This window comes from Roseobacter cerffii, from assembly GCF_054226325.1.
This window is the reverse complement of the sequence record NZ_CM135757.1, coordinates 1173716-1198903: the sequence shown is the minus strand read 5'-3', so window position 1 is coordinate 1198903 and position 25188 is coordinate 1173716. Positions and strand designations below refer to the sequence as shown.

At 61.9% G+C, this 25188-nt stretch carries 28 protein-coding genes; 14 read left to right on the top strand and 14 right to left on the bottom strand.

Going from position 1 to position 25188, the window contains the following annotated elements; translation table 11 throughout:
* Positions 1–214: 214 nt before the first annotated feature.
* On the top strand, positions 215–796 hold the full coding sequence (locus ACVC7O_RS05835) for a thymidine kinase (protein WP_458326042.1): 582 nt from the start codon (positions 215–217) through the stop codon (positions 794–796).
* Between the two features lie 4 nt (positions 797–800).
* On the opposite strand, the gene ACVC7O_RS05830 is transcribed toward ACVC7O_RS05835, so the two are convergent.
* From ACVC7O_RS05830 to ACVC7O_RS05810, 5 genes are all read right to left on the bottom strand, one after another.
* Complete coding sequence (locus ACVC7O_RS05830) at positions 801–1754, bottom strand: 2-hydroxyacid dehydrogenase (RefSeq protein ID WP_458325146.1); 954 nt, start codon at positions 1752–1754, stop codon at positions 801–803.
* Positions 1751–2089 carry a tRNA-binding protein gene (locus ACVC7O_RS05825; protein WP_458325145.1) on the bottom strand — a complete coding sequence of 113 codons (339 nt, stop codon included), beginning with the start codon at positions 2087–2089 and terminating at the stop codon, positions 1751–1753. The genes ACVC7O_RS05830 and ACVC7O_RS05825 overlap by 4 nt, the downstream gene beginning before the upstream one ends.
* On the bottom strand, positions 2082–2897 hold the full coding sequence (gene proC / locus ACVC7O_RS05820; protein WP_458325144.1) for a pyrroline-5-carboxylate reductase: 816 nt from the start codon (positions 2895–2897) through the stop codon (positions 2082–2084). The genes ACVC7O_RS05825 and proC overlap by 8 nt, the downstream gene beginning before the upstream one ends.
* A 42-nt stretch (positions 2898–2939) precedes the next feature.
* On the bottom strand, positions 2940–3440 hold the full coding sequence (locus ACVC7O_RS05815) for a YbjN domain-containing protein (protein ID WP_458325143.1): 501 nt from the start codon (positions 3438–3440) through the stop codon (positions 2940–2942).
* Between the two features lie 295 nt (positions 3441–3735).
* Positions 3736–3978, bottom strand: a complete 243-nt coding sequence (locus ACVC7O_RS05810) for an accessory factor UbiK family protein (RefSeq protein ID WP_458325142.1) — start codon at positions 3976–3978, stop codon at positions 3736–3738.
* Between the two features lie 94 nt (positions 3979–4072).
* Between ACVC7O_RS05810 and lgt the strand changes: the two genes are divergently transcribed.
* The 5 genes from lgt (at position 4073) to ACVC7O_RS05785 (ending at position 8253) form a co-directional block, all read left to right on the top strand.
* Positions 4073–4957 (top strand): prolipoprotein diacylglyceryl transferase, encoded by an 885-nt coding sequence (gene lgt / locus ACVC7O_RS05805; RefSeq protein ID WP_458325141.1) that lies wholly within the window; start codon positions 4073–4075, stop codon positions 4955–4957.
* Positions 4954–6012 (top strand): class I SAM-dependent methyltransferase, encoded by a 1059-nt coding sequence (locus ACVC7O_RS05800; RefSeq protein ID WP_458325140.1) that lies wholly within the window; start codon positions 4954–4956, stop codon positions 6010–6012. Before lgt ends, ACVC7O_RS05800 begins: the two co-directional genes overlap by 4 nt.
* Positions 6009–6764, top strand: coding sequence for a peptidoglycan editing factor PgeF (gene pgeF / locus ACVC7O_RS05795; RefSeq protein ID WP_458325139.1), 756 nt, complete (start codon positions 6009–6011; stop codon positions 6762–6764). The genes ACVC7O_RS05800 and pgeF overlap by 4 nt, the downstream gene beginning before the upstream one ends.
* A 172-nt stretch (positions 6765–6936) precedes the next feature.
* Positions 6937–7203 carry a hypothetical protein gene (locus tag ACVC7O_RS05790; RefSeq protein ID WP_458325138.1) on the top strand — a complete coding sequence of 89 codons (267 nt, stop codon included), beginning with the start codon at positions 6937–6939 and terminating at the stop codon, positions 7201–7203.
* A gap of 291 nt (positions 7204–7494) precedes the next feature.
* Complete coding sequence (locus ACVC7O_RS05785; protein ID WP_458325137.1) at positions 7495–8253, top strand: Hint domain-containing protein; 759 nt, start codon at positions 7495–7497, stop codon at positions 8251–8253.
* Here ACVC7O_RS05785 and ACVC7O_RS05780 read toward each other — a convergent pair.
* Positions 8250–8750 (bottom strand): Lrp/AsnC family transcriptional regulator, encoded by a 501-nt coding sequence (locus ACVC7O_RS05780; protein ID WP_458325136.1) that lies wholly within the window; start codon positions 8748–8750, stop codon positions 8250–8252. The genes ACVC7O_RS05785 and ACVC7O_RS05780 overlap by 4 nt on opposite strands.
* A gap of 198 nt (positions 8751–8948) precedes the next feature.
* On the opposite strand from ACVC7O_RS05780, the gene trxB reads away from it, so the two are divergent.
* The 3 genes from trxB to ACVC7O_RS05765 all read left to right on the top strand — a co-directional run bounded on the left by trxB (position 8949) and on the right by ACVC7O_RS05765 (position 13313).
* Positions 8949–9950: a thioredoxin-disulfide reductase gene (gene trxB / locus ACVC7O_RS05775; RefSeq protein WP_458325135.1), complete on the top strand. Its 1002-nt coding sequence runs from the start codon at positions 8949–8951 to the stop codon at positions 9948–9950.
* Positions 9951–10121: 171 nt separating this feature from the next.
* A complete protein-coding gene (locus ACVC7O_RS05770; protein ID WP_458325134.1) occupies positions 10122–11441 on the top strand; it encodes a cytochrome P450 in 1320 nt (439 codons plus the stop codon).
* A 153-nt stretch (positions 11442–11594) separates the two neighbouring features.
* Complete coding sequence (locus tag ACVC7O_RS05765) at positions 11595–13313, top strand: bifunctional sulfate adenylyltransferase/adenylylsulfate kinase (RefSeq protein WP_458325133.1); 1719 nt, start codon at positions 11595–11597, stop codon at positions 13311–13313.
* 55 nt (positions 13314–13368) lie between these two features.
* Here the strand turns inward: ACVC7O_RS05765 and ACVC7O_RS05760 are convergent, their stop codons facing one another.
* From ACVC7O_RS05760 to ACVC7O_RS05750, 3 genes are all read right to left on the bottom strand, one after another.
* On the bottom strand, positions 13369–14250 hold the full coding sequence (locus tag ACVC7O_RS05760; RefSeq protein ID WP_458325132.1) for a PhzF family phenazine biosynthesis protein: 882 nt from the start codon (positions 14248–14250) through the stop codon (positions 13369–13371).
* A gap of 75 nt (positions 14251–14325) precedes the next feature.
* The gene (locus tag ACVC7O_RS05755; protein ID WP_458325131.1) at positions 14326–14550 is read right to left on the bottom strand and encodes a DUF1150 family protein; all 225 of its coding nucleotides are present in this window, start codon (positions 14548–14550) and stop codon (positions 14326–14328) included.
* A 4-nt stretch (positions 14551–14554) separates the two neighbouring features.
* Complete coding sequence (locus tag ACVC7O_RS05750) at positions 14555–14968, bottom strand: Hsp20 family protein (RefSeq protein WP_458325130.1); 414 nt, start codon at positions 14966–14968, stop codon at positions 14555–14557.
* Between the two features lie 160 nt (positions 14969–15128).
* Here ACVC7O_RS05750 and ACVC7O_RS05745 point away from each other — a divergent pair, with 160 nt between their 5' ends.
* From ACVC7O_RS05745 to ACVC7O_RS05735, 3 genes are all read left to right on the top strand, one after another.
* Positions 15129–15353: a YdcH family protein gene (locus ACVC7O_RS05745; RefSeq protein ID WP_458326041.1), complete on the top strand. Its 225-nt coding sequence runs from the start codon at positions 15129–15131 to the stop codon at positions 15351–15353.
* Between the two features lie 91 nt (positions 15354–15444).
* Positions 15445–15933, top strand: coding sequence for a 5-(carboxyamino)imidazole ribonucleotide mutase (purE, locus tag ACVC7O_RS05740; protein WP_458325129.1), 489 nt, complete (start codon positions 15445–15447; stop codon positions 15931–15933).
* On the top strand, positions 15926–17005 hold the full coding sequence (locus ACVC7O_RS05735) for a 5-(carboxyamino)imidazole ribonucleotide synthase (RefSeq protein ID WP_458325128.1): 1080 nt from the start codon (positions 15926–15928) through the stop codon (positions 17003–17005). Before purE ends, ACVC7O_RS05735 begins: the two co-directional genes overlap by 8 nt.
* Here ACVC7O_RS05735 and ACVC7O_RS05730 read toward each other — a convergent pair.
* The 5 genes from ACVC7O_RS05730 to ACVC7O_RS05710 form a co-directional block, all read right to left on the bottom strand.
* The gene (locus tag ACVC7O_RS05730; protein ID WP_458325127.1) at positions 17002–18147 is read right to left on the bottom strand and encodes an alpha-D-ribose 1-methylphosphonate 5-triphosphate diphosphatase; all 1146 of its coding nucleotides are present in this window, start codon (positions 18145–18147) and stop codon (positions 17002–17004) included. The genes ACVC7O_RS05735 and ACVC7O_RS05730 overlap by 4 nt on opposite strands.
* Positions 18134–18892, bottom strand: a complete 759-nt coding sequence (locus ACVC7O_RS05725) for an esterase/lipase family protein (RefSeq protein WP_458325126.1) — start codon at positions 18890–18892, stop codon at positions 18134–18136. Before ACVC7O_RS05725 ends, ACVC7O_RS05730 begins: the two co-directional genes overlap by 14 nt.
* 213 nt (positions 18893–19105) lie before the next feature.
* Positions 19106–19957, bottom strand: coding sequence for a DMT family transporter (locus tag ACVC7O_RS05720; RefSeq protein ID WP_458325125.1), 852 nt, complete (start codon positions 19955–19957; stop codon positions 19106–19108).
* 356 nt (positions 19958–20313) lie between these two features.
* Entirely contained in the window at positions 20314–21048 is a 735-nt protein-coding gene (locus tag ACVC7O_RS05715; protein ID WP_458325124.1) for a sensor histidine kinase, read from the bottom strand.
* A gap of 75 nt (positions 21049–21123) precedes the next feature.
* Positions 21124–22614, bottom strand: a complete 1491-nt coding sequence (locus ACVC7O_RS05710) for an extracellular solute-binding protein (RefSeq protein ID WP_458325123.1) — start codon at positions 22612–22614, stop codon at positions 21124–21126.
* Positions 22615–22697: 83 nt separating this feature from the next.
* Here ACVC7O_RS05710 and ACVC7O_RS05705 point away from each other — a divergent pair, with 83 nt between their 5' ends.
* Entirely contained in the window at positions 22698–24674 is a 1977-nt protein-coding gene (locus tag ACVC7O_RS05705; protein WP_458325122.1) for a sensor histidine kinase, read from the top strand.
* A gap of 15 nt (positions 24675–24689) precedes the next feature.
* Positions 24690–25142: a response regulator gene (locus ACVC7O_RS05700; RefSeq protein WP_458325121.1), complete on the top strand. Its 453-nt coding sequence runs from the start codon at positions 24690–24692 to the stop codon at positions 25140–25142.
* Positions 25143–25188 lie beyond the last annotated feature (46 nt).

Sequence of the window (25188 nt, the reverse complement as noted above, 5' to 3'; positions counted from 1 at the left end):
GATGTCAGGGAAATGTCATTTATAAAAGCATTCCCAGTGTTCGGGAGTCTAGTGAGTGGCCGGCAGTCCCAAAGCCGGTTTCGGTTAGGAGCCTTTGTGCGCTCTGCCGGTTTGGGACCGGTAGGTTGGCGCCCGCGTCAGCAGCCGCGCACAGGCTCTTGTACTGGGGCAAGAGGCGCTTGCGGTGCGGTTTTCCGGCCCCTATGACACGCAAATGGCCAAGCTCTACTTCCACTATTCTACCATGAATGCCGGCAAATCGACGGTCCTGCTACAGGCTGCGCACAACTACCGCGAACGCGGCATGGTGCCCTATCTGCTGACAGCCGAGCTCGACAATCGCGCCGGTGATGGCCGGATCGCCTCCCGGATCGGGATCGGTGAACCCGCAGACACATTCGGTGCGACAGACGACCTTTTCGCAAAGATCGCCGCGCGTCTCAATGCAGGGCCCGTCGCCTGCGTCTTCGTGGACGAGGCGCAATTCCTCACGAAAGACCAGGTCTGGCAGCTGGCGCGGGCGGTCGATGACCTCTCCGTCCCGATCATGTGTTTCGGGTTGCGGGTGGACTTCCGGGGCCAGCTCTTTCCCGGTTCGGCCACATTGCTGGCGCTGGCGGACGAGATGCGCGAGGTGCGCACCATCTGTCACTGCGGCAAGAAAGCGACGATGGTTGTTCGTCAGGACGACAAAGGTCAGGTGCTGCTGGATGGAGCGCAGGTGCAGATCGGCGGCAATGAGACCTATGTGTCGCTGTGCCGCCGCCATTGGCGCGAAGCGGTGGGCGACCGGTAGGAACTCAGACCAGGTTCGGCGGCTCCTCTCCGGCGAAGAAGGCCTGCAGATTGCGGACCGACATCAGCCCCATATCTTCCCGCACTTCCAAAGCCGCGGTTCCGATGTGGGGCAGCAACACCACGTTCTCCATCGCGCGCAGGGTGTCAGGCACCGCCGGTTCGAACTCGTAGACATCGAGACCTGCGCCTCCGATCTGCCCGGTGTTCAGAGCGCGGATCAGCGCGACTTCCTCGACCACGTTGCCGCGGGCGATATTGATCAGATGCGCATGGGGCGCCATGGCGTCGAGAACCTCGGCATTGATCAGATGATGGGTTTCATCGCCGCCCGGGACGGCGATCACAAGGACATCCGCCGCAGCAGCCAGCTCCAACAAGCCGCCCTTCCGTTCGGCGGGAAAGTCCAGCGTTTTGGGCGACCGGCTGTGATAGGCCACATTCATGCCAAAGCCGAAATGGCAGCGCCGCGCGATGGCCTGACCAATGCGGCCCATCCCTACGATGCCGACGGTCTTGCCACCCAGATGCATTCCCAGAAGCTGCGTCGGATGCCAACCATCCCACTGCCCGGCGCGCACAAGGCGTTCGCCTTCGCCTGCCCGGCGCGCGCTCATCAGCATCAGGGTGAGCGCCACGTCCGCTGTCGCATCGGTCACGGCCCCCGGGGTGTTGGTCACGGTCATGCTCGCCGCCTTCGCCGCATCCACGTCAATGTGATTATAGCCGACGCCGAAGTTGGCGAGGATCCGGCAGCGCCAACGCTCTTCCGCAAGGAAAATCTCGGCAGAGAAGAGATCGCCCAAGGTGGGGATGACCCCGTCATAGTCAGAGAGTGCGCTGCGCATCTCTTCGACGGTCAAAGGTGAGGTCATCGGGCGCACGGTCACATCGAAGGCGGCGCGGGCGGCATCCTGCACCTTCTCGGGCAGCGGCCGTGTCATCAGAACCTTGGTCAATGCATGCGCCCTCCCTGCGGCACCTCGTGATCAGGGCCGATCAGCACGATGGCCCCGTTTTCATCCGGCAGACCCAGGACCAGAACCTCGGACATGAAGGGTCCGATCTGGCGGGCGGGGAAGTTCACCACCGCGAGGACCTGCTTGCCCACCAGCGCCTCAGGTTCGTAATGGGCGGTGATCTGCGCTGAGGTCTTTCGCTCGCCAATCTCTGGCCCGAAGTCGACCCACATCTTGATCGCGGGTTTGCGCGCCTCGGGGAAGGGTTCGGCGCGCAGGATTGTCCCACAGCGGATGTCGACCTTCATGAAGTCGTCGAAACTGATGTTATCCATTGGCCAGCTCTTTCGATCTTTCGGTTGCTGCATCCACGGCACGCTTCAGCAGGGCAGGAAACCCAGCCTCCGCGTCCATCAGGACGTCGAGCGCGGCCTGTGTCGTGCCATTGGGCGAGGTGACATTGACCCGCAGTTGAGACGGGTCCTCATCTGCCTGTTGCGCCAGGGCCCCGGCCCCGGCCACGGTGGCCTTGGCCAACTGCATGGCCAGATCAACGGGCAGGCCCTGCGCTTCACCGGCTGCGGCCAGGGTTTCGATCATATGGAAGACATAGGCCGGGCCGGACCCGCTGACGCCGGTAACTGCGTCCATCTGTGCTTCGTCTGTGAGGCGCACCACCTCGCCCACTGCGGCGAGCAAGGCCTCGGCCTCATTGAGAGCGGTCGCATCGGCATGCGCATTACCGACAAGCGCCGTGATACCTTGGGAGATCGCCGCAGGGGTGTTGGGCATGGCCCGGATCACGGGCGTGCGCGCGCCCAAAATCGCCTCCAGCCGGGCAATCGTGATCCCGGCGGCCACGCTGACGAAGACCGTCTCACCATCACCCATGGCCGCGAGCGTGGGCAGTGCGTCAGCCATCATCTGCGGTTTCACGGCGATCAGGACCACGGCGGGCGTTGCCGGCAACGCGTCGTTCAGATGCACACCGGTGGCGGAGAGCCAGTCAGAGGGGTTTGGATCCTGAACCCAGACTGAGGATGCCGGAAGGCCCCGGGCCAGCCAGCCCGCCAGCATGGCGGACCCCATCTTGCCGCAGCCCAGCAAAACGAGGCCCTCGCGCGCAATGCGGCTGTCTTGCATGGAAACTCCTCCCCCCGAAACCTGTCGCTTCGGGGGGAAGGTTTACGCCCGACCGTACGCCTCTGCAATGGCGACCTGCAGCGCCTCGGCCGGGGTTTGATTGCCCCAGACCAACAGTTGCATCGCGGGGTAATAGCGCTCGGCACTCATCACGGCCGCACCGATCATCGTGTCGATCTGGTCGGCGCTGGCCACGTGCCCACCCGCCAGAACGAGGCCATAACGATAGACCATGAGCTTCTGCTCATCCCAGTAGGTGAAGGCCCCGGCCCAACACTGATCGTTCACATGGTTCAGCAACTCATAGAGCTCGGATTGTTTTTCTTCTGGTGGCTCCATATCGAAGGTGCAGATCATGCGCAGCGTTTCATCGAAGGCCGACCACGCCAGCGTCAGCGAATAGGTCCGCCACTGACCTTCCACGGCCATCGCGATCTGTTCGTCCGAAATGCGATCAAAATCCCACTCGTGATGATTTGCCAGATGCTCAACGATGTCGATGGGGTGAATGTCGTCTTCAAGAAACTGCTCGGACAGGGCCATGGTACCACCTCTTGTTATCGCACTAGCGGTTTGGGCCGATGGTGGCCCCCAAAGCTAGGTGCCTGCTCTACAGACCGGGGCGAGCCCCCGTGCCTATACAAGATATGGTGCGGCGTGAATCCCCATGTGGCAACCCCTATTCTTGTGGGTAACCGCAATAAGTTGTGGATGAGAGAGGATACGCCGCAAAATGTCACCGATCGTAACGATTGGTGATCGCGATTAACCAGATCTTAATAGAAAAAGGGCGCGCAGACGATGCCGCACACCCCTGTCACGCCACTTGCTGGCAGGTTCAGCCCTTGGATTCGAGCGCGTCGAGCCGCGCTTTCAGCGCTTCATTTTCCTCGCGGGCTTTCTGAGCCATCGCGCGGACAGCGTCGAATTCTTCGCGAGTGACGAAATCGCGGTCAGCCAACCAACGATCCATCATGCTTTTCATCGCCGTCTCAGCCTCGTCCCGCGCGCCCTGCGCGACACCCATCGCGTTGGTCATCAGCTGCGAGATATCGTCGAAAATCTTGTTCCGCGTTTGCATTGGTCGCCTCCGGCTGTTCACAAGTGGTATATGGTGCGAAAGAGCGCCTGCTGCAAGGTTGACTTCCCCCACCCGGCGCAGGAAAGGATGCGGCATGCAAGCGCTCCTGCCCTTCCCTGATATCTCGCCCGAGATCTTTTCGATCTCGATCTTTGGGGTTGAGTTTGCCCTGCGCTGGTATGCGCTGGCCTATATCGTCGGCATTGTCCTCGGCTGGCGGCTGGTAGTTTTGGCCGTGCAGACACCGCGGCTTTGGCCCGGCGACACACCGGTGATGACCAAGGCGCAGATCGAGGATTTGCTGACCTGGGTGATCATCGGCGTCATCCTTGGCGGGCGCCTGGGCTATGTCGCCTTCTACCAACCCGCCTATTACCTGGAAAACCCCGGCGAAATCCTTGCTGTCTGGCAGGGCGGCATGGCGTTTCACGGCGGCCTTCTCGGGGTGATTGCCGCGGGGCTGATCTACACCTGGCGCCACGCCATTCCTCGGTTGAGTGCTGCGGACATCATGGCACTTGGTGTGCCGCCCGGGCTTCTGCTGGGGCGGCTTGCCAATTTCATCAACGCCGAGCTCTGGGGGCGACCAACTGATCTGCCCTGGGCCGTCGCCTTCCCGACCGAAGCCGCGCAGGATTGCCCGGGCGTCGTGGGCCTCTGCGGGCGGCATCCGTCCCAGCTCTATGAGGCGGGGCTTGAAGGCCTGCTGCTCGGCGCGGTGTTGATCTGGATGGTCTGGCGCCTGGGCGCGCTGAAGACACCGGGCCGGATCGCGGGCATGTTTTTCGCAGGCTACGGCGCCGCCCGATTCCTCGTTGAATTCGTGCGCCAGCCGGATGCGCAATTCATCAGCGACGGCAACCCGTTGGGACTCGCGTGGCACATCGGCGGCTGGGGTCTGACGATGGGGCAAGTCCTCTCCCTGCCGATGATCCTGCTCGGGCTCTGGCTGATGGCACGGGCCCGCCAGCAAACATGAGCCTGCGCGACCTGCTCTGCACCCGGATCGCGCAGACCGGACCCATCTCGCTCGCCGAGTATATGGCGGAATGCCTGCTGCACCCCGATCATGGCTATTACACCACGCGCGCGCCCTTCGGCGCCGAGGGAGATTTCATCACGGCACCCGAGATCAGCCAGATGTTTGGAGAGCTACTTGGCCTGTGCCTCGCGCAGGCCTGGGTGGATCAGGGCAGTCCCTCCCCCTTCACCCTGGCCGAACTCGGGCCGGGTCGTGGCACGCTCATGGCCGATGTCCTGCGCGCGACGCGGAGCGTGCCAGGGTTTCATAACAGTGCGCAAGTTATTCTCGTCGAGGTGTCAGGCGCCCTCCGGCAACGGCAGAAAGAGGCGCTCTCGGCCCATACGATTGCGCATTGTGAAGCGGTCACCGATCTCCCGAACCAGCCGTTGTTTGTTATCGCGAACGAGTTTTTCGACGCGCTGCCAATCCGGCAATTCATCCGGGCAGAGCGCCATTGGCGCGAGACGCAGATCAATGCGACCCCGGACGGATTGCTGCGCGGGCTTGGCCCGGAGCTGCCGCAACCTGCTCTCGAGCCGCGTTTGGGCGACACGAAACAGGGCGACATTGTCGAATACGCACCAAGCGCGGCGCCGATCCTCGATGAGATCGGGCGGCGGATCGCGACGTTCGGCGGCGCCGGTCTGATCATCGACTACGGCGACTGGCGCAGCCTCGGCGACACCTTTCAGGCGGTGCAAGGTCATCAGAAGGTCGATCCGCTGGCAGACCCGGGGATGGCGGACCTGACAGCGCATGTGGATTTCGAAGCGCTGGCGATCGCCAGCCCATGCGCGCACAGCCGCGTCACGCCGCAGGGCGTGTTTCTCGAACGACTGGGAATCACGCAACGCGCCCAGACCCTCGCAGCAGGTCTTCGCGGATCGGCGCTTGAGGCGCATATCGCTGCGCATCGGCGCTTGACGCACCCCGATGAAATGGGAAACCTGTTCAAAGTGATGGGGCTGTTTCCGATGGGCGGCACCCCACCGCCTGGATTGGATGCATGACGCTTGAAATACTGACATCGGATGTCCTCTCTCCTGTCCGGCACGGCTTTTTCACCCGGCGTGGGGGCGCCTCCTCCGGTGTTTTTGCCGGGCTCAATTGTGGGCATGGCAGCTCGGACCAGACCGAAATCGTTGCGATCAACCGGGCGCGGGCCGCTGACGCGATGGGCGTGGCTGCCAGCCATCTTGTGGGCGCACATCAGGTGCATTCATCCGTAGCCGTGACAGTGACCGAGCCTTTCGCCGAGAAGCCACGCGCAGACGCGCTGGTCACAGCTCAACCCGGGGTCGCGCTGTCGGTCCTGACCGCGGATTGCCAGCCAGTGCTCTTTGCAGATGCCGAGGCTGGTGTGATCGGAGCGGCGCATGCGGGATGGCGCGGTGCATTGGACGGGGTGTTGGAGGCGACGCTCGACGCGATGATCAACCTAGGTGCGCAGCGGGAGCGGATCACCGTGGCGATTGGACCGTCTATCTCGCAGCGCGCCTACGAGGTTGGCCCAGAGTTTTTCGAGGTGTTCATGGCAGACGACCCTGACAACGCTCGCTTTTTCGCCGGTGGCGCAGGTGATCGCATGCATTTCGATCTGCCGGCCTTCGGATTGCACCGCCTGCGCGCCGCCGGTGTCGCCGCGGCAGAGTGGACCCGTCACTGTACCTATTCGGATGCGGAGCGCTTCTATTCCTATCGCCGCGCCACCCACGCCAAGGAGGCGGATTACGGTCGCCTCATTGCAGCCATCGCATTGTGACAAATCCGCGTTCTGGGCGAGAATGAGACAGTCATTGCCATGCGGGTGCCGCAATAGCCGTGAACAATCTGTGTTACCAAGGGCGATTGGCGCAGAAGTGCGGAGGGATCATTGGCAAAATCCCCTTAGAAACCGGGTATTTTTGGAATTGCGGCAAAAACCCCGCATTTTGATGATCATGGCAGAATCTTTTTTTCATTTTTCGCGGCAATTGCCCAAAAGCAGCCAGATTGCCGAGCCACCTTCATGGTTAACGAAAGGCAACAAAGCAGACCCATCGAGCAGGACAAAAATGAAAACCAATACGCGCTTTATCCAGTCGATCACCCAAGCCACACACGACAGCAAGATCGTGATGCCTTGGGCGCGGGGCGCGCGCCGCGCGCGCTTCATCGAAAACCGCACACTCACACAAAAACCCACGCGCAAGACTGGCTGAGCGCGCCAAAAACAAGCAGTTCCCTCCAAAGAAGCCGCCCGCCTGATGATTCGTCATTCGGCGGGCGGTTTTGTTTTGAAATATGGCCATGGGCCCGTCCCTCCTGGAAACAAAGCACGGCCATCGCACGATTTGATCTGGCAGCGGCATCAATGGGGTGCTCCCTTTGACAGCTGCGCCGCTAACCCGGCAAACTCTACGCATCTCAATAAGGAAAGTGCTGACCTGCCCTTTCCGTGATCGTCGGTGGGGGCCGACACGGGATGCGGCGAACCGAACAAAGGAGCCCGCATGACGACCCCGCCCTACGGCGCAAACGCGTCCGAGATGCTTGAGAACTCATCGCGTGAGCCTCGAAGCGCTGCGTCAAGCACCCTCGGCGTGCGATTGGCGGATGTCGCCGCCTTGCGGGCCGACGGCAGCATTGTCATCGGTCAGCGCAAGGTGCCGACGATGCCCCTTTTCGACAGCGCGTTCTCGGCCCTCGCCCGGGGCACACCCCTGCAGACGGAGCATGGCCCGGTGGCCATCGAAGACCTGCAACCCGGCGATCGCGTTCTGACCGCGGGGGGCACGCCAAGCCAGATTGTCTGGATCGGCTCGGCGACCTTTGCACCATCGGATGCGCGGGATGGTCAACTGTTGACCCGGCTCATGGCCGACAGCTTTGGCGTCAACCGCCCGGACAGCTTCCTGAGCCTCGGTCCAGCCGCGCGGGTGCTGCAGACCCCTCCCGATCGCCGCGCCGAGCCGGGCGAGCGGCGCATCATGACGCCCGCAAGCGCCTTTGTGGACGGGGTGAATGCGATCAACGTCGTGCCACAGACGCCTGTGCAGATGTTCCATCTTTGCCTTGAGGAGCATGCCGCCGTCATCGCGGGCGGGTTGGAGATCGAAACCTTCCATCCCGGACCCAACCCAGGGCGGCTTCTGTCGCACACGCTCAAGTCGGTCTTGTTGTCAGTGTTTCCACATCTGACCCATCTGAACGAGTTCGGCCCGCTGAACTACGAGCGGGTGACCGATGATGCAGACCTCGATGCCGCCTAGGCAGAGGTGCTCAGCCGCTCTTCCAGAACATCGAAGGGCACGCCGGGTTCGTCCTTGGCGCCACGGATAACGAGCGAGGTCTTCACGCTCGCGACATTGGGTGTGGTCAGGAGCTCACCGGTCAGGAACCGCTGGAAACTCGACAAATCGGGAGCGGCGCATTTGAGGATGAAATCGACCTCACCATTCAGCATGTGACACTCGCGGACCAGCGGCCACGCACGGCAGCGATTCTCGAATGCGGTCAAATCGGCCTCGGCCTGGCTGGCCAGGCCAACCATCGCAAACACCTGCACTTCAAAGCCCAACTCGCGGGCGTCGACCTCGGCGTGATAACCCCTGATGTACCCAGCCTCCTCGAGCGTCCGGACGCGGCGCAGGCAGGGCGGCGCGGAAATCCCCACGCGCTTGGCCAATTCCACGTTGGTCATGCGCCCGTCAGCTTGCAGTTCCGCCAGTATCTTGCGGTCAATCGGATCTAGTCGCGTTACAGCCATCTCGCCCCCGGATTTTGCGGTTGTTATACCACCCACCGAAGTACGCGCAATAATATTTCGCTACAGCGCAAGATTCTTTCTGAGATGTCACCGCAGCACAACCCCGGCTTGCGGCTGGTGCCGTAACGACGGGGGTTTCGGTCTCGGCTTTGACGCTCTATATCTCAACAGCTGCTTTGAAAAGGATTGGGGATTCCGATGGCCGAGACAAGAGAAACACGCGTGCTGATCATTGGCTCCGGGCCAGCGGGTTACACGGCCGGTGTTTACGCCAGTCGTGCGATGCTCAATCCCATCCTCGTGCAGGGGATCGAGCCGGGCGGGCAGCTGACCACCACGACCGAAGTCGAGAACTGGCCAGGTGACACCGAAGTGCAGGGCCCCGACCTAATGGTGCGGATGGAGGCCCATGCCAAGGCCATGGGAACCGAGATCATCGGCGATATCATCACTGATCTGGATCTCTCTCAACGCCCCTTCACCGCCAAGGGCGACAGCGGCACGACGTATATCGCGGACGCGGTGATCCTCGCCACCGGCGCGCGCGCCAAGTGGCTTGGCCTACCGTCGGAAGAGAAGTTCAAAGGCTTCGGTGTCTCCGCCTGTGCAACCTGCGACGGATTTTTCTACCGCGGGCAGGAGATTGTTGTGATCGGCGGTGGCAACACGGCGGTGGAAGAGGCGCTGTTTCTGACCAACTTCGCCTCGAAGGTCACGCTGGTACACCGGCGCGACGAGCTGCGGGCCGAGAAAATCCTGATCGACCGGCTCATGAAGAACCCCAAGATCGAGCCGCTGTGGTTCCACGAGTTGGACGAAGTGGTGGGCACCGAGAACCCGCTGGGCGTCGAAGCAGTCCGCCTGCGGCACAGCAAGACCGGCGAGATCGCAGAGATCCCGGCGAAGGGCGTCTTTGTGGCGATCGGCCATGCCCCGGCCAATGAGTTGGTCAAGGACGTGCTGGAGACGCACATGGGCGGTTATGTGGTCACCAAGCCGGACAGCACTGCCACCTCGATCCCCGGCGTTTTTGCGGCTGGTGATCTGACCGATCATGTATACCGACAAGCCGTCACCTCTGCCGGGATGGGGTGCATGGCGGCACTGGAGGCGGAGCGTTTCCTTGCCGAGAACGAAGGGGCCGAAACCTCACTGCCCCTAGGCTACGGTGCCGAGGTTGCCAACAGCGCCGCGGAATAGCTCCGCCACAACACTTCTCTGAAAACAAACATCTTTCACTGATCGCAACATCCGGGCCAGCTCCGGGTGTTGCGTGCGTGCGGTGAGTTAAGACCCCTCACACCTCGGACCGGGATAAGTCGCCTTGCGCCCAGTTTCGCGCATTGCCCTTCCAGTCCACGAGGTTCCTTCATGCCCACCAAAGCCGCACTTGCGCATATTCCCGGCCCGCCTGCTCTGCCGGTGATCGGTCATACTCTGAAGATTGTGCGCGACAGCTACGGCACCCAGCAGGAATACATTCGGCGTTATGGCCCGGTTTACAAGACCAACATGCTGGGCGTCTGGCGGGTGAACCTCTGCGGCGCGGATGCGATGGAGCGCGTGCTTCTGGACCGCGAAAACCTCTTCTCATCGGAAAGGGGTTGGGATGCGCTGAAACGCATCTATCCCGGTGGATTGCTGTTGCAGGATTTCGATCATCACCGCGCCAATCGCCGGATCATGCAGGCGGCCTTTCGCGCCTCCGCCATTCGAGATTACCGGCTGCGGATGACCGGCGCGATGGGTGATCTGCTCGACAGCTGGCCGGAGGATACGCCGTTCAACTTCTACACAGCGATCAAGGATCTGACCCTGCGTCTGGGCGGCGCGGTCTTCATGGGGCTGCCGCTGGATGGTGCGCTCGCCAAACAGGTGAACCGCGCTATCCAGGATGAGATTCGCGCGTCACTCGCCATGATCCGTTGGCCGATCCCCGGAACCCCGATGTGGCGCGGTGTGCGGGGCCGGGACTTCCTGCGCGAAACCTTTCGCAAGATGATCCCGGAGCGACGCGCGACCGGTGGGGACGACTTCTTTTCACAGATGTGCCTCGCCCGCGACGACGAGGGCCGCGGCTGGGACGAAGACCAGATCCTCGACCAGTTCAACCTGTTGATCATGGCCGCGCATGACACAACGGCAACATCGCTCTCGGTGATGATCGAGGCGCTCGCCTCTCATCCCGACTGGCAGGAGCGGCTGATCACAGAAGTGGCCAGCCTGGGGGACGACCCCCTCGACGAGGATGCGCTTGCGACGATGACGCAGACCAACAATGTCTTTCGCGAAGCGCTGCGGCTCGTGCCGCCGGTGCCCTTCATCCCGAGGCAGGCGACGCGTGATTTTACGTGGCAGGGCTATGACATACCGGCGGGCACCTCGCTCGCCCTCAACCCAGGTGTCACGATGCTCTCGCCCGAGCATTTCAGCAACCCGACGGCTTTTGACCCGGATCGCTACACGCCGGATCGTGCGGAGGACAGAAGTCACAAGTTCGCCTGGACGCCTTTCGGCGGCGGCGCGCATAAATGCATCGGCATGCATTTCTCCACTCTTCAGGTGAAGCTGTTCATCGCAACGCTGCTGCGCAAACACCGCGTTCAACTCGCGGGTGCCCCGCCCTCGTGGCAGCGCATGCCCATTCCGAAGCCCAAAGGCGGCCTGCACATCACCCTGCAACGGCTCTGACACAGCACCCGTCGGCAGGTTGCCGCAACTCGCCACAGGAATTGCGCAGGCTGGTCACACTCTATGCTTGAAAGAGCCGCGCTTTACGCGTTAAAGGCCAGCGGAAGGCATTTGGGGGGAGATGCCGAGCAATTTTGTATGCGAGTAAATTGAATGACCACTGCCAACCTCTCTCCGATCCCCGAACTCTATGTGTCTTACGACTCGGCCCAGAAACTGAAGGCCGAAGCGGGCAACCTGATCAGCTGGGACCTGACCCCACGCCAGATCTGCGACCTTGAACTGCTGATGAATGGCGGCTTCAGCCCGCTGAAAGGCTTCCTCTCCGAAGCCGATTACAACGGCGTTGTCGAAAACATGCGGATGGCGGATGGCGCGTTGTGGCCGATGCCCATCACGCTGGACGTCGGTGAGGACTTTGCCGAGAAGCTCGAGATCGGACAGGACATCGCGCTGCGCGATCAGGAAGGCGTGATCCTCGCAACGATGACGGTCACGGATCGCTGGTCGCCCGACAAGGCACGCGAGGCCGAGAAAGTCTTTGGCGCGAATGACGACGCGCACCCTGCGGTCAACTACCTGCACAATCAGGCGGGCGCCATCTATCTGGGCGGCCCGGTTACCGGCATCCAGCAGCCTGTGCACTATGACTTCCGCGCCCGTCGTGACACGCCGAACGAGCTGCGCGCCTTCTTCCGCAAGGTTGGCTGGAACCGTGTTGTGGCGTTCCAGACCCGCAACCCGCTGCACCGCGCACACCAGGAGCTAACCTTCCGCGCCGCACGTGAGGCCCAAGCCAACCTGCTGATCCACCCAGTAGTTGGTATGACCAAGCCGGGTGACGTGGATCACTTCACCCGCGTGCGCTGCTATGAAGCCGTACTCGATAAATACCCCGCCGCCACCACTTCCATGTCGCTCCTGAACCTGGCGATGCGCATGGCTGGCCCGCGCGAGGCGGTGTGGCACGGGCTCATCCGCAAGAACCACGGCTGCACGCATTTCATCGTGGGCCGCGACCATGCGGGCCCCGGCAAGAACTCCGCCGGTGAAGACTTTTACGGGCCCTATGACGCGCAGGACCTCTTCCGCGAGCATCAGGAAGAAATGGGCATCGAGATGGTGGACTTCAAACATATGGTTTGGGTCCAGGAGCGCGCGCAGTACGAGCCCGCGGACGAGATCAAGGATAAGGACAAGGTCACCATCCTGAACATCTCGGGCACCGAACTGCGCCGCCGCCTCGCCGAGGGTCTGGAAATTCCTGAATGGTTCTCGTTCCCCGAGGTCGTAGCCGAGCTGCGCCGCACCCGTCCGCCGCGCAGCCAACAAGGCTTCACCGTCTTCTTCACTGGCTTCTCCGGCTCTGGCAAGTCGACCATCGCCAACGCGCTGATGGTCAAGCTGATGGAAATGGGCGGTCGTCCAGTCACGCTGCTTGATGGCGATATCGTGCGGAAGAACCTCAGCTCCGAGCTGGGCTTCTCGAAAGAGCACCGCGATCTGAACATTCGTCGTATCGGTTACGTGGCCTCCGAGATCACCAAGAACGGTGGTATCGCGATCTGCGCGCCCATCGCGCCCTACGCGACAACACGCCGTGCGGTCCGCGAGGACATCGAAGCCTTCGGTGCATTTGTCGAAGTGCACGTTGCCACCTCCATCGAAGAGTGTGAACGGCGCGACCGCAAAGGCCTCTACAAGCTGGCGCGGGAAGGCAAGATCAAGGAGTTCACCGGGATTTCGGACCCCTATGACGTGCCGAAAGAACCGGAGTTGCGTGTCGAAACCGAGAATGTCGACGTCGACAACTGCGCGCACCAGGTGTTGCTCAAGCTTGAAAGCATGGGGTTGATCGCCGGTCGCGCTTAAGAGCCGTCGCAATGAGACATTGGCCGCTGCCCAACCCGGGCGGCGGCTTTTTTTGTTAAACGCTCTTGGGCAAATGCACCGTACCCGACATTACAATCGCGCCGTGACCTGAGACTTCGACGCCGGTGATCGCGTCTCGCGGCCCGAGCACGCGCACCTGCGCCTGACCCGGGCGACCCATCCCGTGCCCTTGCTCCGCCACAAACGCCGGGCTTTCGAGCAGCCCGTGCCGCCAGAGGTAAGACGCCATCGCACCGGTCGCGGAGCCGGTGAAGGCATCTTCCGGCGGGCTCGGCGGGGCCAGAAGCAGACGGCTGTAGGTGTCACCTGCGGAGGTCGCGCCGGACAGCGTGACCCAGAAGGGCTCGAGCATGTTGATGTCAGGCTTTTGCAAATGGGTTCCGAGCGCCTCCAATGCCTCGACATTCAGCGCTAGGCGATCCAACGCCGCGCGGTCTTTCAGGACCGTGATGCAAAACGGCAAGCCGGTGGAGACGACCTGGGGCGGCGCAATGATCTCATCGGTCGCGAGCCCGCCGATGCCGGCGACAAGTTCGGGCGGCACCTCGGGCCCAAACTCCGGCGCGATCTGGGTCATCTTGACCTTGGTGCCCGACACCTCGACCGGGACGATCCCCGCCGCCGTCTCCAGTGTCAGCGGGCCGTCCTCGATGAACCCGCGGGCGCGCATGGCAACAACGGTGGCGACCGTCGGGTGACCGGCAAACGGGATTTCGCGGCTGGCCAGGAAATAGCGCACACGGATGTCTGCGCTGTCAGAGGGCCCGGTAAAGGTGCATTCGACCAGCGAGGTTTCCCGCACATAGGCCATGCAGACCGCGTCCGGAACATCCGCCCCGCCATGCACCACCGCGCAGCCATTGCCACCGAACGGTGTCTCGGAAAAGGCATCCACCCAGTCGAAGTCGAACTCCACAACCACTCTCCTCACATGCAAAAGGCCGCAAGCAGGTGCGGCCTTTGATCAGAGTGTCGTTTGTTTATCGCCGCGTCAATGCACGGCGACAGGCGCATAGTCGTTCTGCCGCGCCAAGCGGAAGGCCAGATTTCGGTCGGCCACCAGCGCGAGCTGTTGCCCGTCGCTGTCATGGACCGCGTAGAGTTGATCCAGATCGCCTGCCTGATCGCGCACTTCGCTCGGCAGATCAGTCACATCAACGGCTTTGACGTAAACGATGCGGTTCTCTGCTGGCAGTGTTTCGAACTGTTCTTGCATGTGCTCACCCCTTCTTGATGTTTATTGTCTGAACGACGGTCTGTGGTTTCGCGCGGCTGAGATCGACGTGCAGCAGACCATTTTCCATGATCGCCTCGCCGACATCGACACCATCGGCCAGCACGAAGCTGCGCTGGAACTGGCGCGCGGCGATACCGCGGTGCAGGAAAACACGGCCTTCCGTGTCTTCGGTCTGGCGGCCGCGAATGACCAATTGGCGGTCCTCCACGGTGATCGAGAGATCATCTTCCGCAAACCCGGCCACGGCGAGCGTGATCCGGTAGGAATAATCAGACGTCTGTTCGATGTTGAAGGGCGGGTAGCCCTCATTGCCGGATTTCGCGGTGCGCTCCAGCAAGCGTTCAAGCTGCTCGAACCCCAACATATGGGGATAAGAAGCCAGGGTCATTTTCGTCATGCGACACGTCCTTATCAGTCAAGCGACAGTCTCTTTTGGGTCCCGTTTCGGCGGCCCGTGAATTAAATATGGGAAGCAAAGGCCCCGGACGCAAGGGCTTTGCGGCGCGATGGTGAATGCTTATTATAAAGCGCAGGTGATAGACGGAATCACGAGAGATATGAACGCCCCCACCGACCTGTCGATGAAAACGGACGACGTGTTGCGCGTGGAGCTTGCGGTGTTCAAACGTGAACACCGGGACCTGGACGAGGCGATCCAAGCGCTGGCCGAGAAAGGCATGGGCGACCAGTTGACGCTGCAGCGCCTGAAAAAGCGCAAACTCCGGCTCAAGGATCTGATCGCCCAGATCGAAGATCGCCTGACCCCTGACATTATTGCCTGAGGCCCCCCACAAAGAGCCAAGCAGCGCATTGCCCACCTTGCGCGTTTGGCTATAGTGCCGCTTCCAAAGATGGGCCGAGGGAGCCTCAGACATGACCACACCCACCGTTGGGATCATCATGGGCAGCCAATCCGACTGGCCCACCCTGTCCGAGGCAGCGGGCATTTTGGATGACCTCGGGATCGCTTACGAAAAACGCATCGTGTCCGCACATCGCACGCCGGATCGTCTGTGGGACTATGGCCGCACCGCCGTTGACAGAGGCCTGCAGGTGATTATCGCCGGAGCGGGAGGCGCCGCGCACCTGCCTGGGATGATGGCCTCCAAAACCCGCGTGCCCGTGATCGGAGTGCCGGTACAGACCAAGGCGCTGTCCGGCGTCGACTCGCTCTATTCCATTGTGCAGATGCCCAAGGGTTACCCGGTGGCGACGATGGCCATCGGTGCGGCTGGCGCTGCCAACGCGGGGCTCATGGCTGCAGGCATCCTTGCGCTGCAGGATCCAGCCCTCGCCGAACGACTGGATGCGTGGCGTGCCGCCCTGTCGGCCTCGATCCCCGAGGAACCCAGCGATGACTGACGCACTGCCGATGGGCGCGACCATCGGGATATTGGGCGGCGGACAGCTCGGGCGGATGCTATCCGTCGCGGCCGCGCGGCTGGGGCTGAAGACGCACATCTTCGAGCCTGGGGCCGAGCCGCCCGCGGGGCACGTTGCCCATGCGCTGACCACTGCCGCCTACGACGACACGACCGCGCTGACCCAGTTCGCGCAGAGCGTTGATGTGGTGACCTATGAGTTCGAGAACATCCCCACCAGCGCGCTGGACGTGATCGAGGCGATTGTGCCCATTCGTCCGGGGCGTGAGGCGCTGCGGGTCAGCCAGGACCGGTTGACCGAGAAAGCCTATCTGCAAGACCTCGGGCTTGCGGTGGCCCCCTTCGCCGATGTGGCGGACCGCTTTGCGTTGACCGGGGCCGTGGACCGCGTCGGTGTGCCGTCGATCCTCAAGACCCGCCGGTTCGGCTATGACGGAAAAGGTCAGGCGCGGCTGCGATCTGTGGACGACCTCGATCAGGCTTGGGCAGATATGGCCGACCAGCCCGCCGTTCTGGAAGGATTCGTTGCGTTCACGCGCGAAGTCTCGGTGATCGCGGCGCGCAGCGCACAGGGTGATGTCGCCTGTTTTGACCCCGGCGAAAACATTCATCGCGACGGCATCTTGCACACCACCACGGTGCCCGCGCGGTTGAGCGCGGCGCAGCGAACCGATGCGATCTTGATCGCCGCGAAAATCCTCAACGCGCTGGACTACGTCGGCGTCCTGGGTGTCGAGCTCTTCGTCACTGAGGCCGGGTTGATCGTGAACGAAATCGCGCCGCGCGTGCACAACTCCGGTCATTGGACACAAAATGGCTGTGCTGTGGATCAGTTCGAGCAACACATCCGCGCGGTCGCGGGCTGGCCCTTGGGGGACGGCGCGCGATACGCGGATGTCACCATGGAGAACCTGATCGGCGCCGACGTGGACGATGTTGGCACCTTGGCCAAGGAGACAAACGCGGCGCTGCATTTCTATGGCAAGGCCGAGGCAAAGCCCGGGCGCAAGATGGGTCACATCAACCGCATCGTCCGATCGCAGTCGGGCTAGGCCGCAAAAAACCGCTCGGCGACATCGCCCGAGAGATAGCTGAAGCGCCCGCCCACCATGGTTGCAGCAACCCGCTGCGAGGCCTCGTCGAGGATCACGATGTCAGCCCGCTGCCCCGGCACGAGCCTGCCACGATCAGTCAGTCCCAGCACACGCGCGGGCCCTTCCGAGATCAACCGCCATGAGGTCGCAAAATCCACCACGCCGCTCTGCGCCAGCATCAACGCCGCGCGCCGCGGGCTGGGATAGTGATAGTCGGAGGCCAACGCATCGCAGAGGCCCATTGTGATCAGGTCAAGCGCGGAGACATTCCCGTTGTGCGATCCGCCGCGAACTACATTTGGCGCGCCGAGTACAATCGCGTCGCCTTGCGCGTGCGCCGCCTCTGCGGCCTCCTGTGTTTCGGGAAACTCCGCGATGGTGACGCCGCGCCCGTGCCAGCGACTGCGGGCGGCATCCGTCGCATCATCGTGGCTTCCCATCCGCAGACCCTCGGCGCTCAGCCGGGCGCAGAGATCATCAAGTGCGGCTGGCACCTCGTCCCGCCGTGCATGCAGCCCCTGCATCAGCGCAAAATGATCCTCCGGGTTGCGCCCCGCTTTCAAAGCCTGCCCCACCATCCGTGGCGGTTTGCGCCCCTCTGCAAGCCGCGCATGCGGCAGGTGATCGTTGAAAACGATGTACTGCACCCCCCAGTCCGCAACGCGTTCGGGCAGGCTGTCGTAGAGGTCCAGCAGATGGGTTTCGAACCGGAGTTGGGCCTGCAAATCGGTAACAAGCGTGGGGGCCGTCTGGCGGATGGCGTCAAACACCTGATTGGCGAACTCCAGCCCCCGCAGCCCGCCTTCCCAACTCACGAATTGGGCCAGAACAGCGGTGGTGATGCCGTTTGCCGCAAGCTCGGCCTCTGCGGCCACGAGACCTTCGGCCATTTGCTTCATCGCGCCCCGACGCGGAGCGAGGTGACGCTCGAACCCGTCGCCATGCAGATCAACGATACCTGGCAAAACCATATAGCCGCGTAGTGGGACGACGCGCCCGGCGCATCGATCTGCAATCAGACCATCCGCAATAGACAGCTCCCGCACATCCAAGCCATCGGGCCCCAGCACCTGTGCGCCTTGAAGACTAAGGTCGGCCAATCATCTCCCCCACGCTGGGGACGCAATTGCCATCCGGACACCCGAGCTGTGAGAGCACCGCATCGAACCACGTTAGCGAGCGATCAAACCGGCCGGTTGTCAGGAAGGCAACCGTCTGCGCGATGACACGCGGATTGTTCATCATGAAGGTGTGCGTGACCGGCAGCACGATATGATCGTTCATGCCCGCCACCCGCGTGGACGCGACCGAGACCTTCCCGTCATCGCGCCCCGGGATCAGGGATGAAAAGTAGGGGTTCAGCGACTGGTCCCCTGCGATCACCCCAAGGTCAAAGGGGACAGGCGGCAGGTTGCGCGGCAGGTCATCCGGGCCGGTGCCAAGCTGCGCGCCTGCAGGCCCGCTGATCCAGTCGAAGGCGTCGATGTCATCGAAGGCATCGACGATCTCGCTGCCCTGGTTCGGCGGCGCGAGCATCACAACGCGACCCACCCGGTTCGGGTTGGTGTCGGCAACCCACTGGCGCAACAGGATGCCCCCCATCGAGTGGGTCACGAAGTCGATGGTTTCACGCGGCCCGCACCGGGCCATCGCCCGCGGCAGCGCCTGCGCCGCCAGGTCCGCCACCGGCGCCTGCGTTGACGGGTAACCGGGCCGCACCACGGTGTAACCCTCCGCATTCAACGCCGCTTCCATGAGCGCAAAGGAAAACTCGGTGCGCGCCAGACCGTGCAACAGCACCGCACACCGCGCATCAGCTTGAGCGGCGGCGGTCGTAAAAGCCATGGCGGCCAGCAGAATCCTGAAAATCGCGGTCATATCAGACAGAGATAGTGGCATGTGCGCTTTGACAAAAGAAGAACGTGACGGCCAATTCGGAAGGCAGGGCTTTACGATCTCGGTTCCTGCATCACCGCCTGCGGCTCTCACCCTCGAAGCGGCCGTACGTTTGGGGAGCGTGGGTCAGGCGGACCTGAGGCAGGTCCCCGTGCAATAGCGTTAATCAATCGTGGGCCCGGGGCGCGGTCGCGATGTGATCGCCAAAGCGATCCCGCAAATCACCATAGCGGCGGCGACCGCGACGGTGAGGTGTATGGCCTCGCCGAGTAGCAGAGCTCCGGCGATCAGGGCGATGATCGGCACGCTCAGTTGGACAATGGGAGCCATGTTTTGGGGCAGTTTCGGCAAGACGGAGTACCACATCGCATAGCCCACGCCCGAGGTTACGCCGCCGCAGAGGACCGCAAGCGCCCATCCTGCGGCTGATGTCGTGCTCGTAAAGGCAAACAAGACAACGGCGACGATCGGCAGGCAAAGGATAAAGTTCGCCGTTGTCGCCGCCAGAGGGTCAGTTTCGGCTCTACCCGAGATCGTGTAGGCGGCCCATCCTAGCCCAGCGATGGTCATGAAACCGGCGCCAAAGACGTCAGCTTGCCCGCCCGACCCCGGCCAGAGCGCAAGCATCAGGCCAAGAAACGCGACGCTCGCGCCAAAAACCTGTCGCGCCGAAGGTCTGGCGCCTGTGGCCGTCGCATGACCAAACATCGAGATTTGCACGACACCAAAGAGGATCAAGGCGCCGAGCCCTGCGTCCAGCGTCAGGTAGGCGAGGGAAAAACCTGCCATGTAAACCGCGAGGCTGATGGCTCCGACGGCGCGGCTGCGATGGCGGAGAAGCAACCGGCCTTTGCGAACCCGCATGATCAGACCAAGCGTCAAAGCGCCCGCCAGAACACGAATGATGGCAAAGCTGTTAGGGTCGATATGACCACCGTCGACAGCCAGGCGCGTCAGAACGGAATTGGCCGCGAAGGCCATCATGGTGAGGGTGGTGAGCAAAAGGAGCCGCATTTCGGCGCAATAGCTTGTCTCTCACACCGCGCCAAGGGCTGCCGCGGAGGTAATTTGCCAAGCGCACGGGATGGTGAAGTCCCTGCCCGAGGTGACGCTCAGCCTCTAGCGGCTTAGTCGGCGGGCCGATGAGCCTAAAGATGTTACGCCTTCGGCGCGTCACGCAGACCATCAAAAGAGGAGCTTATGCCGCAGCGGAGCAGTTCTGCTCACGGAAGGCATCGGAAGCCCCCTTTCGGTCCATTCACACGTTCCAGCGTTCAAGAAAGACAACGCACCCGGTCCGAAGCTCTAGCGCATCGTCGCGATCAGCTCACACGACTTCGGACTTCTGGCCAAGGCTGAAGCCCAATCGTTCAGTCGGGCCAACGCACCTCGAAGACGGCGCCACGAGAGCCTTCGCCCTCGAGAATCTTGACATCACCGCCGTAAAGCTGCGCGATCTTTCGGGTGATCGCCAACCCCATTCCGCTGCCTTCGACCTCATCCCTCGGACGCAGGGTTGTCATAGCGCCAAATATGCGTTCGTGGAATTTCGGCGGAATGCCAGGCCCATTGTCGGAGACCGCCAAGACGACCTCGCCACCTTCCTTCTGGCAGCTGACCAGCACTTTGCCCACTGTCCGATCATGATGCTTGATGGCGTTCGAAATCAGCGCGGTCAGAAGGGTCAGGATATCGCGCTCGCCGAATTTGAAATGGTCGTGATCCAACGCGCGCTCCACCGTGAACCCAGCTGGCACCCCAATCTCGTCCAAGACCTCGTCAAGGGCCTGGTCAAGGTCCACCTCAATGGTGGACTGCATCCGTCCCACCCGCGAAAACGTCAGCAGATCGACGAGCATACGGTCCAGGCGACCGGTATGGCGGTTCATCAACTCAATGCTTTCGCCAACTGATCCGTCGAGCCGTACGCCCGCCTCGGCGAGGTCTTCCTCGATCCATTGCGGCAGTTCGATCAGGGCACGCACCGAATTGCGGACGTCATGGCTGATCAGATAGATGAAGTCCTCGAAATCTGTCGACGGCGACGGTGTGGTCGCGCGATTTACGCTAGCGGCATCGCTGGCCTGAAAAGCATTTGCGGTCATTCTGGGACTCCGAGACTTTCTGGTCGCGCCACTCTAGGCCGTTATCGTTGAAGACACCGTTAAGACGCGCGCAGGTCAGGCACTGCGATGATCGCGGAGGCTGCGTGACACGGCTATGGGATACTGGGCGCGCAGGTGTCGCCACCGCTCGATCTGCTCGGCGCGACCGGACCTGCTCGTGATCATCTCCCAGAGTTGCGCGGCCCGGATCAGCCCACGTTGCGGATCGACATCGCCCGCGATCACCTCCACCAGCGCCTCATTGAGCACGCGAAAATACTCGGACTGCCCCTTGAGATATAGATCAGGTATCGCCTGTTCCAGACTTGCGCGATGAACATCGAGAAAGGGTTTGGAGTAGACATCCTGGATGGTGGGATCGGCATAGTGCTCCGGGCGGTTGGGGTCGAAGAACCCTCCGACCTCACGCACCGCTCGGGTCGACATCTCCGGGCTCGCGGCGAAAAGCGAGAAAAGGTAGCTCACACGAGGGCGCTTGGATTCGCGATTAACCACATAGCTCCAGCCCCAGTTGAAGTAGGGTAGCGCCATCGCAGCACCATCAGGGCCCAACGGGCCTCCGGGCGTCGGACCATAGCAAAGCTTGCCGCGCAGTGGAGAGCCTACCGCGTTGAAAGACTTCTGGGCCCCACCCCATCCAACATTGCAATAGGTCCGCCCTTTGGAAAAAACATCCCAGTTCTCGACGAATTTAAGGCTGCTGACGCCCGGATGCAGGTGTTGCCCGGAGCGGATCATGTCGGCCAGTGCCGCATGCCCTTCCGGCGCATCGATCTGGCAGACCATATCTTCGGAGAACGGCCATATGCCATAGCTGTGCAGCCGCAACCAGAATTCCCACCCGAGGTACCCCTGAGACCGCAGCAGGAGACCGCCCCATTGGTTCATATCCGGACGGTGGAACCACGCCATCTGGCGATCAAGCTCGGCCCAGGTCAACGGGACGGTCAGAGGTGTGCCATAGGTGTCCTCGTAACCCGCCATCTCGTCAGGGTTTTCCAGCAAGGCCTTGTTGTAAAACATTACATAAGCATCGCCGTCGGTCTGAAAGCCGTAGGTTCGACCCTCGACCGTATCGCCGATGTTGTAGATCGCGCCCTCGCGGAATCCGGGTGGCTCGTAGATGTCCACGAATTGGTCAAGCGGCAGGATGACGCCGGACGCGGCAAGATCCGGAAGGCCGTAGGTTGCTGGCAGCGCCACGTCGAACTGGCTGTTGCCAGCAATCACCTCGAGCGCGATTTGTGTGGTCAGGCTTTCTGAAGCGATGCTGCGCAATTCGATGCTGACGCCGGTCATATCGGTGAATGCGCGGGCAATCGGATCCAGATTGCGCTGGGAGCCGTTCGGACAGAGAACAGAGAGCGCGCCCGACGCGTCTCCGACAAGCTCGCGGACCCAGCGCGCAACATCTTCGTGCAGATTGGCGGAGCTGGCAGCGAAAGATGCGCCCGGCAGAGCCGAAGCCAGCCCCAGCGCCGCACCCGACTGCAGCACCCTGCGGCGGGTCAGATGTGATGCTCGGCTAGTGTCAGCACCCGTCATAAGCGACGTCTCTCCTCTTGGAATTCCGACGCTACCGGTACGCACTTAAGATGGACTTAATCCTTACGGCTTATCTGTGACTTGTGACCGACCGGACAACACTTCTTTCTGCAGAACGCAGCTTCTTTTCAGGGATCGTAGCCCGGCTGAGGCTGCTGTTGCTTGTCATGGGTGCGGTCACGGTGGCGGCGTGTTTTGCCGGGTTCACACAGCTGCGCCATATCTCTTCGGCCAATGAGGCGCTGACCAATGGTGCCCTTCCGGTTCTGATCCAGACGCAATCCGTCGAGCGCGAGCTGGGCGACATGTTCATTGCGCTGGAGCGGGCGACCTTTGCACAGGAAACCTCGCAACTGGTTGAGGCGAAACGTGATCTGATCGAACGGATCGAGACCTTCCGCGCGCAGGTTGTGGCGGCAACGCAGTCGCAGGGCAACACCGGGCTCACCAGCCGCCTGCTCACCGAGTTGTCCGAGCTTGAAGCCTCCGTGCATCAGCTGCTTGCACGACAGGAGATGCTCTTTGAAACCGAAAGCCAGATCGACGCGCTGGAGCGCGATTTGGCGCGGGTCGGCTCTAGCGCGCAGGAAGCGCTGCGCACATTGCGCTATGATGCGACGATCAGGATCGAAACACTTTTGGAACAGGCACGGTCGGGAGCCGCGCCAGAAGCCGATACGATCGACCAGCTGTTCTCCGATCTCTTTCTCGCGTCTCTCAATCTGACAAGCCTGTCCACCGACATCGACACGATCATCGATCTGGCGCGCATCGACAGGCGCCCTGAAAACTCTGGCGGTTTCGATGAGATCCGTGCCGATGTGGAGGCGAGGTTGCGGCGCACCGCCGCGCTGCTGGCACAGCTCAACCCCAGTGTGCATCGCACCGATCTCGCGGGCCTGACGCTGGAGCTGAACGATCTGGTCCTCGGAGACCGCGGGCTGATCGCCATTGGCGAAGCGAAACTGCTGCATGAAGAGGAGCTTATGGCGCTGCGGCAGGCCAAACTCGACATGACCGGGGAAGTGTCTCGGTTCATCGATGACATGCTCTCGGAAGCCAAGACATCCGTGGCCGCACGTTCACAGACCCTCGACGAAGCCACGCGGCTGCTCTCGATCTTCCTGATACTGTGCCTGTTCCTGGCCGCGACGATCACGCTGATCGGACACACCATCATCATTGAACAGCAGATCAATCGGCGCATGGGCCGCCTGAGTGATGCCGTGAAGGCCATCGCCAATGGAGACCTCGATCATCCGATTGACATCAAAGGCAAGGACGAGCTCGGCGATATTGCGCGCGCGCTGCATGTGTTCAAACAAAACGCGGAAGAGCTGCGCCGGTCGAACATCGACCTTGAGCGCTTTGCCTATGTTGCGGCCCACGATCTGCGCGCACCTCTCCGGGCAGTGCACGACCTGAGTGAGTGGACCCTTGATGACTGCGAGAACGTGCTGACCGACGAAAGCCGATCGTATCTGACGATGATGCAGAGCCGGACGCAACGGCTGGATCGCCTGCTTATCGACCTGCTCGACTATGCGCGCGCGGGACAGGAGGATCAGGGGCTGGCGGACGTCGATATCGATATGGTGATCGATCAAATCATCCATCTGCTCGCGCCCGCTGACAGCTTCACGGTCACGTTCACCGGACCAACCCGATCCGTTCGGACCTACCCAACGCCGCTGAAACAGATCCTGATCAACCTGATCTCGAACGCCATCAAGCACCATGATCGATCGGGGGGTGAGATTACCGTTTCCGCCAGCTTCGAGAAGGGCCGCCTGCGGGTCGAGGTCGCAGATGATGGGCCTGGCATTCCACTGGCCTATCAGGAGCGCATCTACGAGCTTTTCCAAACGCTGAAGCCACGGGATGAGGTCGAAGGCAGTGGCCTTGGGCTGGCTATCATCCGGAAAATTCTCGACCGGTACCGCGCTGAGCTGATCTTGCGATCAGATCCGGAGGTCGCGCGCGGATCGACCTTCAGTTTTGATTTGCCTGCCGAAGAGATTGTCGAGACGGCGGCCACCAACCACGCAGACGCAGCATAGAGAGGTGATGGGGTCATGCACGACACTGCGATACAGGATCAGACCAAAGCAGCAACCTTCCTGCTTGTGGACGACGATGCCATCAGCATCATGGCCATGAAACGCGCTCTGAAGAAACTCAAAATCGTGAACAAGACCCTGGTTGCGAAGGACGGCCAGGACGCCCTCGAGATCCTGAATGCGGCGGCGCAAACGGCCGATGGGCAGTTGCCCCCGTTTATCGTGACGCTGGATCTGAACATGCCGCGCATGAACGGGCTGGAGTTTCTTGAAGCCGTGCGCAGCGATCCGCGTCTGCACAGGCTTGTCGTTTTTGTCTTCACGACATCCGATATGCCTGCTGACATCCAATCGGCCTACAGCAAGAACGTCGCGGGATATCTGGTGAAGGACAACCCGAGCGAAACCTTCGCCCAGGCGTTGGACATGCTGGGCAGCTATTCCCGCATCGTGGAACTGCCAGCCTGACGGTATGAACGGCCCCGATTCAAAAGAAAAGAGGCGCACCAGCTGG

Excerpts from the sequence above, each read along its gene's own strand:
- ACVC7O_RS05835 (WP_458326042.1), top strand. The coding sequence starts at position 215 with ATGGCCAAGCTCTACTTCCACTATTCTACCATGAATGCCGGCAAATCG.
- ACVC7O_RS05825 (WP_458325145.1), bottom strand. The coding sequence starts at position 2,089 with ATGGATAACATCAGTTTCGACGACTTCATGAAGGTCGACATCCGCTGT.
- proC (WP_458325144.1), bottom strand. The coding sequence starts at position 2,897 with ATGCAAGACAGCCGCATTGCGCGCGAGGGCCTCGTTTTGCTGGGCTGC.
- ACVC7O_RS05815 (WP_458325143.1), bottom strand. The coding sequence starts at position 3,440 with ATGGCCCTGTCCGAGCAGTTTCTTGAAGACGACATTCACCCCATCGAC.
- ACVC7O_RS05810 (WP_458325142.1), bottom strand. The coding sequence starts at position 3,978 with ATGCAAACGCGGAACAAGATTTTCGACGATATCTCGCAGCTGATGACC.
- lgt (WP_458325141.1), top strand. The coding sequence starts at position 4,073 with ATGCAAGCGCTCCTGCCCTTCCCTGATATCTCGCCCGAGATCTTTTCG.
- ACVC7O_RS05800 (WP_458325140.1), top strand. The coding sequence starts at position 4,954 with ATGAGCCTGCGCGACCTGCTCTGCACCCGGATCGCGCAGACCGGACCC.
- pgeF (WP_458325139.1), top strand. The coding sequence starts at position 6,009 with ATGACGCTTGAAATACTGACATCGGATGTCCTCTCTCCTGTCCGGCAC.
- ACVC7O_RS05790 (WP_458325138.1), top strand. The coding sequence starts at position 6,937 with ATGATCATGGCAGAATCTTTTTTTCATTTTTCGCGGCAATTGCCCAAA.
- ACVC7O_RS05785 (WP_458325137.1), top strand. The coding sequence starts at position 7,495 with ATGACGACCCCGCCCTACGGCGCAAACGCGTCCGAGATGCTTGAGAAC.
- ACVC7O_RS05780 (WP_458325136.1), bottom strand. The coding sequence starts at position 8,750 with ATGGCTGTAACGCGACTAGATCCGATTGACCGCAAGATACTGGCGGAA.
- trxB (WP_458325135.1), top strand. The coding sequence starts at position 8,949 with ATGGCCGAGACAAGAGAAACACGCGTGCTGATCATTGGCTCCGGGCCA.
- ACVC7O_RS05770 (WP_458325134.1), top strand. The coding sequence starts at position 10,122 with ATGCCCACCAAAGCCGCACTTGCGCATATTCCCGGCCCGCCTGCTCTG.
- ACVC7O_RS05765 (WP_458325133.1), top strand. The coding sequence starts at position 11,595 with ATGACCACTGCCAACCTCTCTCCGATCCCCGAACTCTATGTGTCTTAC.
- ACVC7O_RS05755 (WP_458325131.1), bottom strand. The coding sequence starts at position 14,550 with ATGCAAGAACAGTTCGAAACACTGCCAGCAGAGAACCGCATCGTTTAC.
- ACVC7O_RS05750 (WP_458325130.1), bottom strand. The coding sequence starts at position 14,968 with ATGACGAAAATGACCCTGGCTTCTTATCCCCATATGTTGGGGTTCGAG.
- ACVC7O_RS05745 (WP_458326041.1), top strand. The coding sequence starts at position 15,129 with ATGAACGCCCCCACCGACCTGTCGATGAAAACGGACGACGTGTTGCGC.
- purE (WP_458325129.1), top strand. The coding sequence starts at position 15,445 with ATGACCACACCCACCGTTGGGATCATCATGGGCAGCCAATCCGACTGG.
- ACVC7O_RS05735 (WP_458325128.1), top strand. The coding sequence starts at position 15,926 with ATGACTGACGCACTGCCGATGGGCGCGACCATCGGGATATTGGGCGGC.
- ACVC7O_RS05725 (WP_458325126.1), bottom strand. The coding sequence starts at position 18,892 with ATGGCTTTTACGACCGCCGCCGCTCAAGCTGATGCGCGGTGTGCGGTG.
- ACVC7O_RS05720 (WP_458325125.1), bottom strand. The coding sequence starts at position 19,957 with ATGCGGCTCCTTTTGCTCACCACCCTCACCATGATGGCCTTCGCGGCC.
- ACVC7O_RS05715 (WP_458325124.1), bottom strand. The coding sequence starts at position 21,048 with ATGACCGCAAATGCTTTTCAGGCCAGCGATGCCGCTAGCGTAAATCGC.
- ACVC7O_RS05710 (WP_458325123.1), bottom strand. The coding sequence starts at position 22,614 with ATGACGGGTGCTGACACTAGCCGAGCATCACATCTGACCCGCCGCAGG.
- ACVC7O_RS05700 (WP_458325121.1), top strand. The coding sequence starts at position 24,690 with ATGCACGACACTGCGATACAGGATCAGACCAAAGCAGCAACCTTCCTG.